At 64.9% G+C, this 16,457-nt stretch carries 13 protein-coding genes, 13 tRNA genes and 1 pseudogene; 18 read left to right on the top strand and 9 right to left on the bottom strand.

Features of this window, described 5'->3' with window-relative positions; translation table 11 throughout:
• Together VML93_RS11230 and VML93_RS11225 are read right to left on the bottom strand one after the other, a co-directional pair.
• Positions 1-329 (bottom strand): annotated as a pseudogene (locus tag VML93_RS11230) (hypothetical protein); the annotation flags it as partial.
• On the bottom strand, positions 322-1,674 hold the full coding sequence (locus VML93_RS11225; protein ID WP_325610532.1) for a radical SAM protein: 1,353 nt from the start codon (positions 1,672-1,674) through the stop codon (positions 322-324). The pseudogene VML93_RS11230 and the gene VML93_RS11225, both read right to left, overlap by 8 nt.
• 437 nt (positions 1,675-2,111) lie before the next feature.
• On the opposite strand from VML93_RS11225, the gene VML93_RS11220 reads away from it, so the two are divergent.
• Both VML93_RS11220 and VML93_RS11215 read left to right on the top strand, forming a co-directional pair.
• Positions 2,112-3,548 carry an FAD-binding oxidoreductase gene (locus VML93_RS11220; protein WP_325610530.1) on the top strand — a complete coding sequence of 479 codons (1,437 nt, stop codon included), beginning with the start codon at positions 2,112-2,114 and terminating at the stop codon, positions 3,546-3,548.
• A gap of 34 nt (positions 3,549-3,582) precedes the next feature.
• Positions 3,583-4,323 (top strand): SDR family oxidoreductase, encoded by a 741-nt coding sequence (locus VML93_RS11215; protein ID WP_325610528.1) that lies wholly within the window; start codon positions 3,583-3,585, stop codon positions 4,321-4,323.
• A 12-nt stretch (positions 4,324-4,335) separates the two neighbouring features.
• Here the strand turns inward: VML93_RS11215 and VML93_RS11210 are convergent, their stop codons facing one another.
• The 4 genes from VML93_RS11210 to VML93_RS11195 form a co-directional block, all read right to left on the bottom strand.
• Entirely contained in the window at positions 4,336-5,268 is a 933-nt protein-coding gene (locus VML93_RS11210) for a LysR family transcriptional regulator (protein ID WP_325610526.1), read from the bottom strand.
• Between the two features lie 71 nt (positions 5,269-5,339).
• On the bottom strand, positions 5,340-7,739 hold the full coding sequence (locus tag VML93_RS11205; protein WP_325610524.1) for a CoA transferase: 2,400 nt from the start codon (positions 7,737-7,739) through the stop codon (positions 5,340-5,342).
• Positions 7,740-7,742: 3 nt separating this feature from the next.
• The gene (locus VML93_RS11200; RefSeq protein WP_325610521.1) at positions 7,743-8,948 is read right to left on the bottom strand and encodes an acyl-CoA dehydrogenase family protein; all 1,206 of its coding nucleotides are present in this window, start codon (positions 8,946-8,948) and stop codon (positions 7,743-7,745) included.
• Position 8,949: 1 nt separating this feature from the next.
• On the bottom strand, positions 8,950-10,044 hold the full coding sequence (locus tag VML93_RS11195; protein ID WP_325610520.1) for an acyl-CoA dehydrogenase family protein: 1,095 nt from the start codon (positions 10,042-10,044) through the stop codon (positions 8,950-8,952).
• 187 nt (positions 10,045-10,231) lie between these two features.
• On the opposite strand from VML93_RS11195, the gene VML93_RS11190 reads away from it, so the two are divergent.
• From VML93_RS11190 to VML93_RS11115, 16 genes are all read left to right on the top strand, one after another.
• The gene (locus tag VML93_RS11190; RefSeq protein WP_325610519.1) at positions 10,232-11,398 is read left to right on the top strand and encodes a thiolase family protein; all 1,167 of its coding nucleotides are present in this window, start codon (positions 10,232-10,234) and stop codon (positions 11,396-11,398) included.
• Positions 11,399-11,418: 20 nt separating this feature from the next.
• Positions 11,419-11,814 carry an OB-fold domain-containing protein gene (locus VML93_RS11185; protein WP_325610517.1) on the top strand — a complete coding sequence of 132 codons (396 nt, stop codon included), beginning with the start codon at positions 11,419-11,421 and terminating at the stop codon, positions 11,812-11,814.
• Positions 11,815-12,236: 422 nt separating this feature from the next.
• Positions 12,237-12,322 (top strand) — tRNA-Leu (locus VML93_RS11180).
• A gap of 34 nt (positions 12,323-12,356) precedes the next feature.
• A tRNA-Trp gene (locus VML93_RS11175) sits at positions 12,357-12,429 on the top strand.
• Between the two features lie 32 nt (positions 12,430-12,461).
• Positions 12,462-12,534 (top strand) — tRNA-Asn (locus VML93_RS11170).
• A gap of 18 nt (positions 12,535-12,552) precedes the next feature.
• Positions 12,553-12,625: transfer RNA gene (locus VML93_RS11165), tRNA-Lys, on the top strand.
• Between the two features lie 76 nt (positions 12,626-12,701).
• Positions 12,702-12,776 (top strand) — tRNA-Gln (locus tag VML93_RS11160).
• Between the two features lie 49 nt (positions 12,777-12,825).
• Positions 12,826-12,899 (top strand) — tRNA-Pro (locus VML93_RS11155).
• 5 nt (positions 12,900-12,904) lie between these two features.
• Positions 12,905-12,982: transfer RNA gene (locus VML93_RS11150), tRNA-Phe, on the top strand.
• Between the two features lie 42 nt (positions 12,983-13,024).
• Positions 13,025-13,100, top strand: a tRNA-Gln gene (locus VML93_RS11145).
• Between the two features lie 18 nt (positions 13,101-13,118).
• Positions 13,119-13,195, top strand: a tRNA-Leu gene (locus VML93_RS11140).
• 42 nt (positions 13,196-13,237) lie between these two features.
• Positions 13,238-13,311 (top strand) — tRNA-Met (locus VML93_RS11135).
• A gap of 80 nt (positions 13,312-13,391) precedes the next feature.
• A tRNA-Arg gene (locus tag VML93_RS11130) sits at positions 13,392-13,464 on the top strand.
• Between the two features lie 27 nt (positions 13,465-13,491).
• Positions 13,492-13,582 (top strand) — tRNA-Ser (locus VML93_RS11125).
• Between the two features lie 29 nt (positions 13,583-13,611).
• Positions 13,612-13,684 (top strand) — tRNA-Arg (locus VML93_RS11120).
• Between the two features lie 75 nt (positions 13,685-13,759).
• Entirely contained in the window at positions 13,760-14,257 is a 498-nt protein-coding gene (locus VML93_RS11115) for an HNH endonuclease (RefSeq protein ID WP_325610516.1), read from the top strand.
• A gap of 45 nt (positions 14,258-14,302) precedes the next feature.
• Here VML93_RS11115 and VML93_RS11110 read toward each other — a convergent pair whose 3' ends face one another.
• The 3 genes from VML93_RS11110 to VML93_RS11100 all read right to left on the bottom strand — a co-directional run.
• The gene (locus VML93_RS11110; RefSeq protein ID WP_325610514.1) at positions 14,303-14,935 is read right to left on the bottom strand and encodes an LppU/SCO3897 family protein; all 633 of its coding nucleotides are present in this window, start codon (positions 14,933-14,935) and stop codon (positions 14,303-14,305) included.
• 318 nt (positions 14,936-15,253) lie between these two features.
• Positions 15,254-15,592: a hypothetical protein gene (locus VML93_RS11105; RefSeq protein WP_325610512.1), complete on the bottom strand. Its 339-nt coding sequence runs from the start codon at positions 15,590-15,592 to the stop codon at positions 15,254-15,256.
• 107 nt (positions 15,593-15,699) lie between these two features.
• Positions 15,700-16,457 (bottom strand): LysR substrate-binding domain-containing protein (locus VML93_RS11100; protein ID WP_325610510.1); only part of this gene is annotated, 758 nt, incomplete at its 5' end.

The raw sequence follows: 16,457 nt of genomic DNA, 5'->3' as shown, positions 1-16,457 counted from the left end.
GTGGACGGCGTGGTTGTGGTGGTTCTGGTCGTCGTGGTCGTTGTCGTCGTCGTGGTGGTCGTTGTTGGAGCCGGTGACTTCTTGCCGCCGCCGCATGCGCTCAACAGCATGGCGGCCGCGACCGAGGAGGCGATACCCGCGCCGAGGAAGCCACGCCGGTCGGCCTCGGCGCCCCACGGCGGTTTGGTGACGGGCAACACCTCGATCGGCCCTGGGGGGCCTTCGTTGCATACCCATTGGATTTCATAGTGCGGCACAGGCGGTTTCGGCTGGCTGTCGTCTCGACGCCGGCGCGGCAGCTCGGGCCAGGGCAGCGTGATGTCAGGCATCGTCACCTCCGTGGATTGCACAGGCTTGGCGGTCGGTGTCGCTCCACATGAGTCCGCCGGATCCGGCGATGCGGGCGAGGAGTTGGTCCTTGACCAGCTCGCGGGTGATGTGGCAGCGCTGCGAGCCGGCGAACTCGCCGCGCCCGTTGGCGTCGAGCGCCTTGTGGTAGCAGTCGCCGGCGCAGTTCCATTTGGCGAAACACCCGTCGCAGAATGACCGGTTCTCAACGCCGAGCCCACGCAGCCGGTCGAGCGCGTCCATGTCGAACGAGAAGCCGTCATCGCCCGACGTGCCGTAGAGGAACACGTCGGCGAATTCGTTTTCCTCGGAAAACGCCTCGTAGCAGGACGACACGCTGCCCGCCGGGGTGAGGCAGAAGTTGTCCTGGCTGACACCGCAGAAGTGGTTGGTCAGCACGCCGACCCGGGCGCCGCTGTAGTAGATCTCGTGGCCGTAGCGCGCCGCGCGTTCCTGCGCAATTCGGTAGGCGGCGATGAATTCTTCCGTCTCGGCGTCGGGCTTCCCCGTGTACCGGCCGAGCTGGTACGCCGGCTCGACCTGCAGCCGGGTCGGTGTGAAGTTCGACAGCACGAACTCGACGGAATCCGGCAGCAGCGGGATCTGGTCGGCAGTGACCGTCATGCGTATGCCGTAGGGGAGGCCGGCATCGGTGAAACGTCGCATCGTGTGTATGACCTGATCGCTTGAGCCCGTGCCCCGGACCGTCCGCCGATGCTGGTCGTGCGCCTCGGGCAGACCGTCGAACGACAAGCTCACCCCGCCGTTCAGGTTGGCGATGATCCAGTCGATCTGCCGGTCGGTGAGCACGCCATTGCTGGCCGCGGCGGCGACGATCTCGAGGTCGCCGGCCCGCTCGCGGGCGTAGGCGACGGCTTCGGTCATCAGGTTCCAGTGCACGCTTGGTTCCCCGCCACCGTGGAAGTTCACGCTGGCGAACGGCGCACCGATGCGTAAGGCGTTGTCGATGACGAAGTCGATCCCCCGCTTGGCGACGTCCATCGTCATGTAGGTCGCCGGAGCATCACCCGCAGACGCATAGCAATAAGTGCAGCGCAGGTTGCACGCGGTTGTCAGGAACAGAGTGACCTCTGTCGGCGATGGGTCGCCCCCGTGTTGGGTGACCGGCAGAAGCGGCACTCGGGTGAGCCCGGTCTCCTCGGCGAGCGCGACGACGCTCTCGTCGCCGCCCGCACCGGCGAGTACCCGATGAAGCTCACTCACGAGTCCCGTCGTGGCCGCGAACGCGACCCCGTGCAACGGCGCGTATATCAGATGCGCCTCATCCTGCAGCGGAATGGCGAAAATGTCGGATACGTGCTTCATCGTTCTCCCCCCAAAAGCCCCGACCCAGATGACCGGGTACCGGATCCCCGCCCGATAGTAAATCGTTGAGCGGGCCTGCGATACCCGATTCGGATGATCGGTTGCCGGGCATGCCGGGCCGTAGCGGTCGCACGTGTGCAATTGATGTGAGCCAAATAAGAGAAAGTGCATTGGAATTCGCCGACATCTGCCTCCCGGCGCGACTAAATGCGTTGCCAGCCAATCGAATTAAAACTCCAAGGAGGGCGAGGAGCCTGCCGAGGATGCCGTAGCCCCTCCCTTACCCACGCGGCCCAGCGGGCACGCACCTTTGTCCGGTTAGGTAACGGAAAAGGTTCGCCTACGTTTCAGTTGTCACGCGACACGTCGCGCGGCACCGCGATCGTGTCGTCCCGTGGTGACAATGCGGGACATGACGCAAACGCGGGAGCCCGACGTTGGCGCGTGAAATCTCGCGACAAACGTTTCTGCGGGCTGCCGCCGGAGCGTTGGCCGCCGGTACGGTCTTCGGCCCGGTCCGGGGTGCCGCCGATCCGAGTACGTCCGGGTTGGAGGGGCTTTCCGCTGCGCTGGGCGGGCGGGTCTTACAACCGGGCAGTCCCCAATTCGGAACGGCCAAGCAGGTTTTCAACACCAACTACAGCAGCTCGACGCCGGCCGCGATCGTTACCCCGACGTCGGCGGCGGACGTGCAAAAGGCGATGGCGTTCGCTGCTGCCCACAACCTCAAGGTCGCTCCGCGCAGCGGCGGGCATTCCTATACCGGGGCGTCCACGGCGAACGGCACCATGGTGTTCGACCTGCGTCAGTTGCCCGGGGAAATCAATTACGACGCCGGCAGCGGGCAGGTCACGGTGACGCCCGCGACCGGTTTGTACGCAATCCACCAGGTGCTGGCCGGGGCCGGTCGGGGCATCCCGACGGGCACCTGCCCGACGGTCGGTGCCGCCGGGCATGCCCTGGGTGGCGGGATGGGCGGCAATTCCCGGCACGCGGGTCTGCTCTGTGACCAATTGACGTCAGCCTCGGTGGTGCTGCCCGGCGGCCAAGCGGTCACCGCCTCTGCCGCCAGCAACCCAGACCTGTTCTGGGCGTTGCGCGGCGGCGGTGGCGGGAACTTCGGCGTGACGACCTCGCTGACCTTTGCCACGTTCCCTACCAAGGACCTCGACGCCGTCGACCTCAATTTCCCGCCGCAGTCGTTCGCGCAGGTTCTGGTCGGTTGGCAGAATTGGCTGCGTACCGCGGACACAAACAGCTGGGCATTGGCCGACGCCACCGTCGACCCGATGGGCACGCATTGCCGTATTCTGGCGACCTGCCCGGCCGGGTCGGGTGACAGTGTGGGAGCCGCCATCACCAAAGCCGTTGGCGTGCAACCGATCGGGACCGAGAAGCACACCTTCAACCATTTGGACATGGTCAGGTATCTGGCCGTCAATAATCTCAACCCGGCACCGGTCGGCTATGTCGGCGGATCCGATGTCTTCACCACACTCACCCCGGCCGCCGCACAGGGCATCGCCGCGGCGGTCAATGCCTTTCCGCGCGGGGCGGGCCGTATGTTGGCGATCATGCATGCGCTCGACGGCGCCCTGGCGACTGTGGCACCGGGGGCCACCGCGTTTCCGTGGCGTCGGCAGTCCGCACTGGTGCAGTGGTACGTCGAAAACTCGGGTGACCCGTCCGCGGCGACCGGCTGGCTCAACACCGCGCACCAAGCGGTGCAACCGTATTCGGTCGGCGGCTATGTGAACTATCTCGAGGCGAACCAGCCTCCGTCGCGGTACTTCGGCCAGAATCTGTCCCGGCTCAGCGCCGTGCGGCAGAAGTATGATCCTGGCCGGATCATGTTCTCCGGGCTGAATTTCTAGCCGCCGCTCGTCAGCGGAATTCGAAAGGCGCAGGGTGGCAGCATTTCAGGGCAAGATCGCGTTGGTGACCGGCGCTTCGTCGGGCTTGGGCGCCGAAACTGCGCGTCTGCTTGCCCGGCAGGGCGCGACGGTCTTCGGCATCGCACGAGACGCCGATCGGCTCGCCGAGGTGTTCGCCGACATCGAGGGCGGTGCGTACGCATTGGTGGATGTGGCTTCGGCCCAGGCCTGCCGCGCCGCGGTCGAGCAGTGCGTCGCACAGTTCGGCGGGCTCGATGTGCTGATCAACATCGCCGGGCGGCACACAATGCGCCGGACCGAGTCGATGAGCGACGAGGACTGGGCACAAGACCTCGCGGTCAACCTGAACGGGCCGTTCTACCTGTCCCGGGCCGCGCTTCCGCACCTACTTGCTCGCGGCGGCAACATCGTCAACGTCGCCTCCATCGCCGGTGTCGAGGGGCAGGCGTATTCGGCCGGCTACTGCTCGGCCAAGCACGGGTTGATCGGGTTGACCCGTGCCCTGGCCGTGGAGTACACGGCGGATCGGTTGCGCGTCAACGCGGTATGCCCGGGTGGGATGCTGACCCCGCAGATCGAGCGGTTCAGTGCCCCGGAGAACCCCAACTACGACCTGATCATGCGTACGGCCGCACCGCGCGGCATGATGCAGCCCCACGATGTCGCCAACGTGATCGCGTTTCTGGCCAGCGAAGCCGCGGCCGCCGTTCACGGCGCCGTCTACCGCGTCGACAACGGCAAGGGCGCTGGCTGATGCACACCCGAATCAGGCACCGCCGTTGACACCTCCCAATCGGTCCGCGATGAGTTCCACAAGGTGCTCGGTCTCGGGCAGCCGTCGCTGTAGCCGATCGGGGACCCACGCCAACGCGATCTTGGCCGGCTCCCAGTTACTTTCATCGATCGGGATGAGTTTGAACTCTGGCGGCGAAAACATTCTTCCGATGAAGGATTCGGGTGCATAACTGACCACCGCAACCAGATGACGGTTGAACACCTGCGTAGCCATCTCAAGCTCGCCGCCGCGCTGGTTGGTTGACCGCACGATGCGGTGGATGCCGCGCGCGTTGAGCAGGCGGGTCAAGCTGGCCAGCACCACCGGGTTGGGTCGTGCGAAGTCGATGACCACCTCACGGTCGCGGAGTTCTTCGATCGCGACGATCGACCTGTCCGCGAGAGGATCGTCGGCGCGGACCGCCACGGCGCCCTGGTAGCTGGCGACGATTCGGTGGCGCAGGCGTTTGTCGGAGGCGGGCAGATGGATGAGTCCCAAATCGAGGTGCCCGGAAACCAGTTTGGCGGTCACTTCGGCGGCCGAACCCGGGAGGCTGAACTCGGTCGGGCTCGGAAGGTCGGCCAGGACCGTTTCTAGTTGCGCGAGAAGGTCGGAGGGTGCGTACGCGGTCGCGCCAAATCGGATGGGCGCCAATCCCATGGTCGCTCGCGCTGCGATGGCTTTCAAATCGTCTACCTGCCGCAGGATTTCGCGCGCCGGTCCGATTAGCGTCTGACCGAGCGGGGTCAAGCGAACCTCGTGGTAACTGCGTTCGAACAGGGGTGCGCCGAGCTCTTTCTCCAGGAGTTTGATCTGCTTGCTCAGTGGGGGTGGCGTGATCGACAGTTTGTCCGCGGCGCGCTTGAAGTGCAGTTCGTCTGCAACCGCGACGAAATACCTGAGCCTGGTGAAATCGATATCCAAGACGGTTACGCCCGAACTACTTGTTGATGCGGTGGTCCACCGAATGGTACGAGATGCCGGTGGCCTGGCCGCTAGTGTTGTGTCGCCGCGGCGAAGTCTTGTGCCGCTTGGAGCACTCCGCGCGTGATGAGCGCATCGATTTCGGCGTCGTCGAGTCCGAGAAGTTCCGCGGCGATCTCTCGGGTTTGTTGGCCTAGCAGCGGAGCCTGATCCAGTGGTGGGTCGGGCACACACTCGCTGTGGACCTGAACATTCTCCATCGCAAACGGTTCTGGTGCATATGGATGCAGCTCCTCGCGGAATGACCGCCGCTGAACGAAGTAGTCGAACGAGGGAGCTTCGACGGCATGGAGTACAGCGCCGGCCGGAACACCCGCAGCTTGCAGCAGTTCTGTTGCCTCGAGACCGGACCGGCCGGCGGTCCAGGCGCGCACGGTCGCGTCGATGCGGTCTCGGTCGCGGTCGCGGTCGGCCGGGCCGGACAAGTCGGCATCGGCGGCGAGGTCCGGTCGGCCGATCACCTCACACAGAGCCTGCCAGTCGCTGTTGCCTCGCACGGTGATCGCGACCCAGTGGTCCTCACCCGCCGATGGGAACACCCCCCACGGCGCGTCATGTAACGGGCCTTCAACCGGCGGGTGCCCACGCCGATGAAGCACTTCTGCGGCGATGTCAGCTGCCAGATGGCTGAGCATTACTTCGGACTGAGCGATGCTGGCTGCACCGCCGGTGCCGGTGCGCTCTCGCCGCAGCAGCAGGGCCACCGCCGCCAGGGCCCCGACGCGGGCGCACACGTGATCCGGGTAGACAGTCACGGTGTCGCAGAACGTTTCTGGCTCATCGGGATAGACCCACAGGTGGGTAAATCCCGCAGCCGCCCGGACCAGAGGTCCATAGCCCAGCCGCTTGGCCCACGGACCGGTGGGGCCGAACGCGGAACTGTCCACGACCACGATGCCGGGGTTGATCGACTTGAGTGTCTGGTAGTCCATTGCGAGCGTGGCGGCGACGCCGGGTTTGAAGTTACTCAGGACGACGTCGGAGGTCTCGACTAGGCGGTGGGCCAGTTCCCTGCCCTCCGGGGTGCGCAGGTCGATGCCGATTGACCGCTTGTTGCGGTGCCCGGCGGCGAAGGGTTGTGTCATCGCCGTCTGGCTGGCGCCGCGGAGCCCGTCCGGGTGCGCGGCATCTTCGATCTTGATGACATCGGCTCCCAGATCACCGAACAATCGTCCGGTGTCGGCGCCCACCACAATGACACCGAGGTCGAGCACCCGGATTCCTTCCAGCGGCAGCCCCTGTTCGCGACGGTGGCGCCCGGCCAACAACGGCGCTTCGGTCGGTCGCGGCCGGTTGGACTCCGGTGCGTTCAGGGCGCTTGCCCGCCAACCGTCAATCTCGCTGATACCCACTGGAACTGGCGCCACGACTCCGGGGGCGAGTTCCACTTCTCTGAAGAACCCACGTTCCTTGACTTGTTCGGTGGCCAGTGCCTCCGCCAGTGTTAAAACCGCGGCGGTCGGTACACCATGTCGCTGCCCTTCGATCTCCAATTCCGAGCGAGTCTTGTCGGCGCAGAAGCGCCCGATTGCCGCCAGCAGTTCCACAGATTTGAAGCGCACGTGCAGCTTGTCGTAGGCGGGGTCGGCGAACTCCTGGGGTCGGCCCATCCACTCGAACATGTTGCGCCACTGCCGTGTTGCCAGTATGCAGAGCCGGATGTGACCGTCCTTGCACGCGATGATCGGGTACCGCTGGCGTTCAGCGTTCCAGTCTCGCCGTTGGGCACTCACCGGCACTCCCGCTGACGCGGTGCCGGCGGTACCGAAGGGCGGATCCAACGCTTGCATGGCGCCCTCGACGAGGGAGAAGTCGATGAGGTCGCCTGCTCCGGTGCGCAACCGGTCCAGGAACACGGCCACGGTCATCATCGCCGCCTGCGCTGCAGCGACGTGGTAGGGGAGTTCACCCGGTGGCACCAGGGGCACACGGCCCGGAACTCCCGACCGTGACAGCTCGCTCGTCAGTGCGTGGAACACCGGTGTGGTGCCCTGCCACCGGTTGTAGTCGGTGTCGCGGCCGAAGTCGCTGATCGACAGTATCACCAGGGACGGATACTCAGCGCGAATCATGTTGACAGCCAACAGCTTTTCGGCCGGAGAACCTGGCGCGGTGTCCTCGATGAGAATGTCCGCATTGCCGAGCAGCCGAGCTAATCGGCGGCGGCCCTGTCCGCTCGTCGGGTCGATGTCGGTGCCGGTGACGCCGTGCCGGTTGATCGCGGTCGCGACGTGCACCGCGCCTACCCGCGGTCCGGCCGTCTTGTCGGCGGTGACGCCGTGCAGGTTTACCGCGGTGACGTGCGCGCCGAGGTCGGCGAGCAGACGGGCCACTGCTGTCATCGGGCCGGAGGACAGGTCGAGGACCTGGACTCCTGACAGCGGCGGGTCGTAGTTGGCGGTCGTTGTCATGAATCAGCTCCGGCGGGCTTGGCGGAAAGGAATGTCACGGTCGGCCTCGGGCTCCTTGGGCAGTCCCAGGACACGCTCCCCGATGATGTTGCGTTGGATCTGATCGGTGCCGCCACCGATCGAGGTGAAAAACGCATTGAGGGCAAGGAAGTTGACGTCGTCGGCCTCGGGGTTGTCACTGCCGGACAACAGCGCTTGGGCTCCGATCAGTTCGGTTTTCATCCGCGCCTCGCCGTGCAGAATCCTCGACATCGCGAGTTTTCCCAGCGACATGATCGAACTCGAGGTGCCCTGCGTGGTGGCGGCCTTTGCGCGTGCGTTGTTGAGCGCGTTGAGTTCTCGCATCGCCAGGACCTTGGCGAGCCGACGCCGGACCGCCGGGTCATCGAGGCGGCCGTGTTCGCGCGCCAGTGCGATGAGGTCGTCGGCACGCGATCGATTACGCGAGGTGCGTCCGGTGTCGCCCATGATGGACCGCTCATAGGCCAGTGCGGTCTGCAGGGAGCGCCAGCCGTTACCCTCCCCGCCGAGCAGATTCTCGTCGGGCACGGTCGCGTCGGTGATGAACACCTCGTTGAAGTGGGACTCCCCGGTGATCTGCACCAACGGCCTGATGTCGATACCCGGTTGTTTCATCGGCAGAAGGAAGAAACTGAGCCCTTTGTGTTTGGGCGCATCCCAATCGGTGCGGGCGATCAGAAGTGCGTAGTCGGCGGTTTTTGCCCCCGACGTCCAGACCTTCTGCCCGTTCACAACCCAGTGGTCGCCGTGTTTGATCGCCGTCGTGCGCACACCGGCAAGGTCCGATCCCGCTCCCGGCTCGCTGTACAGTAGACAAGTTCGGGCACGTTCGACCAGGAAGTCCCGCAGCAGTTGGTGTTTGAGTGCGTCAGAGCCCAGCTTCAACGTGGTGTTGGCTGGGATGTTGTACTTGTCCTGCCCGGCACCGGGCGCCTTGACGGCGGTGAACTCCTTGACGATGACAGCAGCGAGGTCGGTGGGATACCCGCGGCCGAACCATTCGGTTGGGTAGGTGGGTACCGCATAGCCTTCGTCGACGACCTTCTCCAGCCAGGCGATCCGCTCCGGCGAACTGCTCCACGGATCTTCGGATTTGGAAAGTCCGGTCCAGTTGCGCGCGAGCCACTCGCGGACTTCGGCACGTAGCTGCTCGGCGGTGGGCAAAGTGGGTAATGGGTTTGCGGACATTTCATGCGCCTTTCGAGACGAGGTAGCGCTCGCGGTAGAGTGCGGGTGCCCCGAACAGCTGCATGCCGGTGCGGGCGCGGCGAAGGAAGAGGTGCGCCGGGTGTTCCCAGGTGAACCCGATCCCGCCGTGCAGCTGGATCGCGTGCATGGCGGTGGACTCGTAGGTTTCGGCGCACACGAATCCGGCCAGAGCGATTGCCCCGATGGACTTCTCGCTCTGTGCGGCTTTCGTCGCGGCCGCATGGTGCGCCGCAGACATCGCCGATTCGTTTTCCAGCAGCAGATCGGCAGCCATGTGTTTGAGCGCCTGGAAGCTGCCGATCGCACGCCCGAACTGGATCCGCGTCTTGAGGTAATCGATTGTTATGTCGAAGATCCGGCGCGATCCGCCTACCTGCTCTCCAGCCAGGGCGATCGACGCGAAGTCCAGCGCGTCCTGCACGGCACCCCATCCCGCGGTCCCCAGCCGTCGTGCCGGCGTGTCTTGGAATGTGAACGTCGACAGTCGCACTGTTGGATCGAAAACCGTTGCCATGGAGCGCGTTAACCCGTCAGCGTCCGGCGCCACTTCGAATACGCCGATGCCGTCTGCGGTGTCGGCGACGACCAGGATGACGTCGGCGACCTGCCCCCAGGTGACATAGTGCGCACTACCCGAGAGCGTGTCGTCGGCACTGGCCTGGACGGTGACGCCGTCGGGGGTCCACGTCCCGCGTTCACCGGTGACCGCGACCGTGCCGATGGACGTGCCGTCGGCGAGACCCGGTAGCAGCCGGCGCTGGTCGTCCTCGCAACCCGCCGCCTGAATCAGCGCGACGGTCAGCACCGCGCTGGACAACCACGGTGAGGGAAGCAGCGCTGCCCCGATCTCCTCGGCGACCGTCTCGACTTCGAGCGGGCCCAGGCCGACGCCCCCGTACCCGTCGTCGACCAGGACACCGGTGACCCCCTGCTCGGCCAGTTGCCGCCATAACTGTCCGTCGAACCCCTCGTCGGTGTCGATCACCCGCCGCACGTCGGCCTCGGTGCATCTGTCGTGCAGCAGTTCTCGAACCGCTGATTTCAACTCGGTGCGTTCGTCCACGCTGATTGCCATTACTCCATAGTTGATTGCCGGGGAGAGCGTGTAAATCACGAATGTCGACATCGGCAGGTTTCCGTTCGCGACATTCGCCGACGACGGCAGATGTCTCAAAGGCACACGTGCGGGTGTGCCAGTCGGTCGTTTACATACCGAGATAGTCACGGCGAGAATCGAAGTCATCAACTGGAAAGCAGGACTCATGACTGACATCAGGCCGGCCATCGCCGGACTCGGAATCACCGAACAGGGCAAGGTCTACGGCAGAACCGCCCGCCAGTTCGCCGCGCAAGCCGTCCGCCTGGCCGCCACCGATGCGGGGATCGAGCTCGCCGATATCGACGGCCTGATGGTCTCAGGCGGAATCAGGGCAGGGTTCGGTATCGACCTGCAAGGTGCGCTCGGACTGGTCGACCTCAAGGTGCTGACGGCGATGCAGGGCTTTGGGTCAACCGCAGCGCAGATGGTCCAATACGCGTCGATGGCCGTGCAAGCGGGCATGGCGACGACGATCGCGGTGGTCTGGGCCGACAACCCGCTGAAGGAGAAATCAAGCTCTTCGGCGGCGTACACGGCTGCCAGGTCCGTTCCGCGCGGCTGGGTCGGCCTCACCGCCTCCAACGGCATCACCTCACCGACCACGATGTATGCGCTCGCAGCCCGGCGGCACATGAAGAAATACGGGACCACCCAAGACCAGTTGGGCCATATCGCCGTGGCCCAGCGCGAATGGGCGCAGCTCAACCCGATCGCGCAGTTCTGCGGCACACCGCTGACGCTGCAGGAGTACCACGCCAGCCGCTACATCGCCGAGCCCTTCCATTTGTACGACTGCTGTCTGGTCAGCAACGGCGGTGTGGCGATCATCGTCACGTCGCTGGAGCGGGCGAGGACCCTTCGCCAGCCTCCGGTACGGGTGCTCGGTTGGGCGCAAGCGCATCCCGGCAAGTCCGGTCTTCGCAACGACGATTTCGGCCTCGTCAGCGGCGCCGCACAATCGGGTCCCCGCGCGCTGCAGATGGCCGACACCAGCCTGGATGAGATCGGTGTCGCGCAAATCTACGACTGCTACAGCTACACCGCGTTGATCACGCTGGAGGACTACGGCTTCTTCGCGAAAGGGGAGGGCGGTCCGGCGGTAGCCGAGCCCGGCATGATCGGCCCGAACGGCAAGATCAAGTTCAATACCGGTGGGGGAGAGCTCAGCGCGTTCTACATGTGGGGCATGACCCCGCTGCACGAAGCGGTGGTGCAAGCTCGAGGCCAGGGCGGAGAGCGTCAGGTAGACAACCACGATCGCGTGCTCGTCTCCGGCAACGGGGGCATCCTCGACTACCACTCCACGCTCGTCCTCGGCACCGACAAGTAACTAAAGGGATGTGAATCAGAATGCCTGCGTTCGCGATTGAGCGTGATGAAGCAACAGCTGCCTTCCTCGATGGCACTAAACGGGGTGAGTTCCTACTCGTCAAAGACACCCATACCGGCGAGATCCTGCCGCCGCAGTTCGACGTAACGAACGAACCGTCCCGTTACGTCAATGTGCGCGCCGCCGGCACGGGGACGATCGTCAGCTGGTCGGTTGTGCATCGCCGCGGTTCCGATGGTTCGGTGGATCGGCTCCCCGTCGGAATCGTCGAACTTGACGAAGGTCCGTGGTGGTGGACGTCATTTCCCGATGCCGACCCTGAGGCGGATCTCTTCGGCACGCGAGTGAAGGTCGTCTTCGAGCTACTTGGAGACGGCGAGCACGCCGAAGCGATTCCCTACTTTCAGGTGATCTGACGGCGCCGACGACAGAAACCGGGTTGACCGGCCCTGTTACCGTTGAGGGATGTCCGTGTTCGTGATGCTTAATGCCGAGACCGAGCTGAGTAGCCTCAGGTCGGTCTCCTTGGCGTGGAATCTGCGCGTCACGAACCAGCAGCCGTGCTCCCGCTCCACTCGACGAACTGGCGCCTCAATAGGCGCGCGGCCGGGTCGGGAGGCAGGCCGCCAAGAATTCTCGAAAAAATTTGCTGCACGTAAATCTGCTGCTAGGCGCGTCACGGGACATGCCTAGATTTCAGCGCACCCAATTTCAGCTTTAACTGCTTGTCGGACAACAATTTATGCTGTTGACGGCGCATGCTTTCGGGTGTCTACTTGGTTCCGCTTGTCCGCTCGGCGGACGTGAACACTTGATAACTACACAGTGGATGCTGATCGCGCCATTGGCGGAATTTGGGAGACGCGCCCGGCTCAAGTCCGGGTGCCCGTTAGGGGTGTGCAGGTTCGAGTCCTGCATGGCGCACAGTGGGCCGGCCCGCCCGGGGCGGTCGCCATGGACGGGCGTAGCTCAACTGGAAGAGCGGCGGTCTCCAAAGCCGCATGTTGCAGGTTCAAGTCCTGTCGCCCGTGCTGTCGAAACCGGTGCCTCGGCATGCAAGCTTTCCCCTGTAATTCAACTCGGTAGAATGCCCGACTGTTGATCGGGTTGTCCAGGTTCGAATCCTGGTGGGGGAGCGCACTTTACCTAAGAGCGCCTCGCTAGCTCAATTGGTAGAGCTCCGGCCTTTTAAGCCGGAGGTTTGGGGTTCGAATCCCTGGCGGGGCACATCCTGGCACAGCCTGGCTGAACACAACTTTCCCCGCCCGCATTGCCCAGGCGCCGTGACTCTCCCCAGAACAATTGCCCGCTAGCACAATTCGGTAGCTGCGCCCGGCTTTGGACCGGGAGGTTTCAGGTTCGAGTCCTGAGCGGGCAGCTTGCGCGCAAGGATCGCCGCCGCAGTGCGGCCGAAGCCCGCGCAGCATCGGGGTATGGCGCAGCTTGGTAGCGCGTCCGCTTTGGGAGCGGAAGGCCGCAGGTTCAAATCCTGTTACCCCGACCGATCGGGCTCTAGCTCAAGTGTGGCAGAGCGCCGCCGTGAAGTGGCGGAGGTTGGGGGTTCGACTCCCTCGGGCCCGGCCACCCCGTTGACTGGCTGTTGGGCAACGAGCCCAGACCGGTAATTGCCCGTTAGCACAATTTCGGTAGATGCGCCCGGCTCTGGCCCGGGAGGTTCCAGGTTCGAGCCCTGGACGGGCAGCCGTGAAAATCGCTTTCCGCCTTGGTATCCCAATTGGAAGAGGAACCGGTCTTAGAAACCGGCCAGTGTGGGTTCGAATCCCTCCCAGGGCACCATCTCCCAGCGCTTGACCCTCCCACCTTCCGCAGTTGCAGCATCGCTCCGTAGCTCAGTTGGCAGAGCGCAAGACCCATAATCTTGGCCGTCGCGGGTTCGATTCCCGCCGGAGCAACGAACCGCTCCCGACATGGGCGCGATCGAGTCGACGGATCTGATTCCGTTCTCTCCGAATGATGTCGGTGCGCGGGCTTGGCCGCCGTAGCTCAACGGAGAGAGCACCTGATTACGAATCAGGGGGTTGGGGGTTCGAGTCCCTCCGGTGGCGCGGTAGGCGCGTCAGGCGTCGTTGTCGGGAGATGTGCCGGAGTCCGGCTGAACGGGCCGCGTTGCTAGCGCGGTGGCGGCGTGAGAGCCGCCCGTGGGTTCGAATCCCACCGTCTCCGCAAGGATCGTCGCACCCGCAGGCGGTCAGGCCTCTGTAGCTCAACGGAGAGAGTGGCCGGTTCCGGGCCGGCAGGTTGCAGGTTCGAGTCCTGCCAGGGGCACGTCAAACCCGTTGACACAGGCTCGAATCCAGCAACCAGCTCGCTTAAAAGCACCGCAGAAAGGAGGGCCGTGGGATGGTGGACTACCCAGCGGTGCTGGTATTGAACGCGTCCTACGAGGCCCTGGATCTGGTGTCGTGGGAGAACGCAATCGTGCTGGTCGTCAAGGACAAGGCGCGGATCCACCAGTCGCACGAATCGGGCGCGATCATCCACTCCGCCCGCTTGGCGGTACCGCTGCCGGCGGTGATCGTGCTCAACCGGTACGTGCTGGTGCCCTACCGAGATCTCGACGAACACGCGGTCGCGTCGGTGACCGCGGTGCTGCGCCGCGACAGCAACACGTGTGGGTACTGCGGGGATTTCGCGACGACCGTCGACCACATCCTGCCCAGGTCGCGTGGTGGCCCGAATTCGTGGGCGAACCTGATTGCGGCGTGCTTGGTGTGTAACCAGCTCAAGGCCGACCTCACGCCCGAAGAAGCGGGGATGCGCCTGTTGTGGCCGCCGAGGGTTCCCGAGCCAAAGCCGGTGTCCCAGCGCAGGATTTGGCGCGAACTGGCACAGGTGTGACGGTGGGGTGGTGGGTCAACCGCCACCCCACCCGATGCGCTGCGGCTACGGCTTACGCACCAGGACATCCAGGCAGTAGGTCAGTGCAGGTTCGGGAAAGTTGACCACCTGCTGATCGCCAGTACACAGGCCGGGGTCATTCACACCGTCGCGCCGAAGTGCGACCTTGAAGGTCGAGTCGATTATTCCGGGCGTGCAGGCGGTCGGCGCGAACAGGTGGGAAACGATGGTCTGGTGATAGCAGTTGCCGACGGTCAAGTTGTCCTGCAGGCAAAGGCCGCTGCCGCCCCCCTCGAGCGTTCCGTAGTTGTCGTTGGGGCAGTTCTTGGCGCCCTTGTACTTTTGTGCGACCTTCGCCAGTGCCGTCGCCGATGAGCACGGTTCCACGCTCACGTCGCCGGGTTTGACCATGATGCCGGCTTTGGAGAGGTTCAGGCAGGTGCCGATCGCGTAGTCGAAGCCTTCGAAGCCCTTGTCGGACGGACGATCATGGTGATCATCCATCACCATATGCAGCCCCACCTTCGCTGCGATGAACACAATGACCGCGCCGAGAGTTGCGAGGATCCTCCTGCCGACCGAGCGCTTCCTGGGGGCCGACGGCGCCTGGTGCGGGCCCGGCGCCAGCGGTGGACCCCAGTGGTCTTCCGGCGGGATGTCGTAGCGGTTCCTTGCCATGTGCACTCCTCGCGTCCAGGTCGACGAACGCGACCGTTGATGTCGTTCCACGCGGCGCGGCGTTCGGTGCCCGACCGATGGTCGATCACCCCGCGAGCGCCCGCCCTGGTAGCACCCTAAGTGGCCGGTGTCGTGGTTTGCGACGGTCATCGTCGGCCTTTACCAAGGTGGCGATTCGGCGCTACGACCATGATGGCCTCGACGGATGGCCTTGCCGTTGTGCCTGATCGCCTGCGCGCAACACTTTTCACGGAGGACCAAAAACGGCTATCCACACCGTTTTTCAGCACCGTCGGTATCGCGGAAGCGACGTTCTCCCTACTGCCGGTAGAACACGTCGCCCTGGACGGTGATTGTCGAGTCGTTCACCCACACGACGCTGAAGTAGACCGGCGCCGGCGAATGGGTCTGGCTGCTCATGATGGTCAGGATGCCGCCGCGAGAGGACGGGGTCCACTTGCACGGCCCCGAACTGGTCGGTACCCCTGCGGCGTTGGTCAGCGAGCACCCGCTTCCGCTCACCAACAGCTGTTCGGATCCGTCTCTTGTCTTCCAGAAGCCCACAGGTGCCGCAGCGTCCGCCTGGGCGATGCCGCTGGACGCGGCCAACAAACCGGCGGCCAAACCGGCTGCGGCGATGTACTTCTTGACCTGCATCGTGTCTCCCTGGTGGATGGGCCGTGACGGACACGACTAGATTCCCGAACGCCACTTGACGGATCCTTGCCCTTTCTTTGATGCGGCTTGGAACAGAATCGAACGCGCTATGCGTGCGACACGAAATCGCGAAAAGACCGCACGGCCGGGGCCATCGGGCGGTCGCTGTCCCAGACCAAGCCGATCCGGCGAATTGCTCTGGGCTGCAATGGGATCTCTACGACGTCCGGTGTCGGGCCGGGCTCCGCGACGGGCAGCACGGCGACGCCCAGACCGGCCGCGACCAGGCCGCGCAGTGTATCCACCTCCTCGCCCTCGAAGGCGAACGTCGGGGTTACACCGGCCGCGCGGGCGAGTTGGTCGGTCACCTCGCGCAGTCCGGAGCCCGCCTTGAGGCCAACGAACGTCTCGCTGGCCAGTGCGGTCATCCGCACCCATCTCCTGGTGGCCAGATGATGCCCGGTCGGCACGGTCAGCACCAACTGTTGCTCCTCCAACAGGGTCCCGGTGAATTCGCCGGGCCCCGGCAGCGGCGAGGTGAACGCCAAGTCAGCGCGCCCGCTGCGGACATGCTCGAGCAACTCCTCATGGCCGCCCTGCAGGAGGCTGAAGCGGACGCGCGGGTGCTCCTGCCGAAACGCCCGCAACAGCGCGGGCACCCGCCGCTCGCCGAGCGTGTACAGGAACCCCAGCACCACTTGCCCGCGTTCGGGGTCGGCCTCGCCGGCGGCCTGACGCACCCCGGCGGCCAACTCGGACAGCGCTCGGCGTGCCGCCTCGGCGAGGCTGGCGCCGGCACGGCTGAGCCGGATCCCTCGTCCGTCGGGCACCACGATCGGCGTGCCCAACTCGGCGGACAGCGCAG

It is taken from the genome of Mycobacterium sp., from assembly GCF_035499775.1.
GTDB lineage: Bacteria > Actinomycetota > Actinomycetes > Mycobacteriales > Mycobacteriaceae > Mycobacterium.
The sequence above is the reverse complement of the archived record's forward strand: the minus strand, read 5'-3'. Positions and strand labels throughout refer to the sequence as shown.

Bases quoted from the DNA above. Each gene is read 5' to 3' on its own strand.
- VML93_RS11225 (WP_325610532.1), bottom strand. From the start codon at position 1,674: ATGAAGCACGTATCCGACATTTTCGCCATTCCGCTGCAGGATGAGGCG.
- VML93_RS11205 (WP_325610524.1), bottom strand. From the start codon at position 7,739: ATGACAACGACCGCCAACTACGACCCGCCGCTGTCAGGAGTCCAGGTC.
- VML93_RS11200 (WP_325610521.1), bottom strand. From the start codon at position 8,948: ATGTCCGCAAACCCATTACCCACTTTGCCCACCGCCGAGCAGCTACGT.
- VML93_RS11195 (WP_325610520.1), bottom strand. From the start codon at position 10,044: ATGGCAATCAGCGTGGACGAACGCACCGAGTTGAAATCAGCGGTTCGA.
- VML93_RS11190 (WP_325610519.1), top strand. From the start codon at position 10,232: ATGACTGACATCAGGCCGGCCATCGCCGGACTCGGAATCACCGAACAG.
- VML93_RS11185 (WP_325610517.1), top strand. From the start codon at position 11,419: ATGCCTGCGTTCGCGATTGAGCGTGATGAAGCAACAGCTGCCTTCCTC.
- VML93_RS11115 (WP_325610516.1), top strand. From the start codon at position 13,760: ATGGTGGACTACCCAGCGGTGCTGGTATTGAACGCGTCCTACGAGGCC.
- VML93_RS11110 (WP_325610514.1), bottom strand. From the start codon at position 14,935: ATGGCAAGGAACCGCTACGACATCCCGCCGGAAGACCACTGGGGTCCA.
- VML93_RS11105 (WP_325610512.1), bottom strand. From the start codon at position 15,592: ATGCAGGTCAAGAAGTACATCGCCGCAGCCGGTTTGGCCGCCGGTTTG.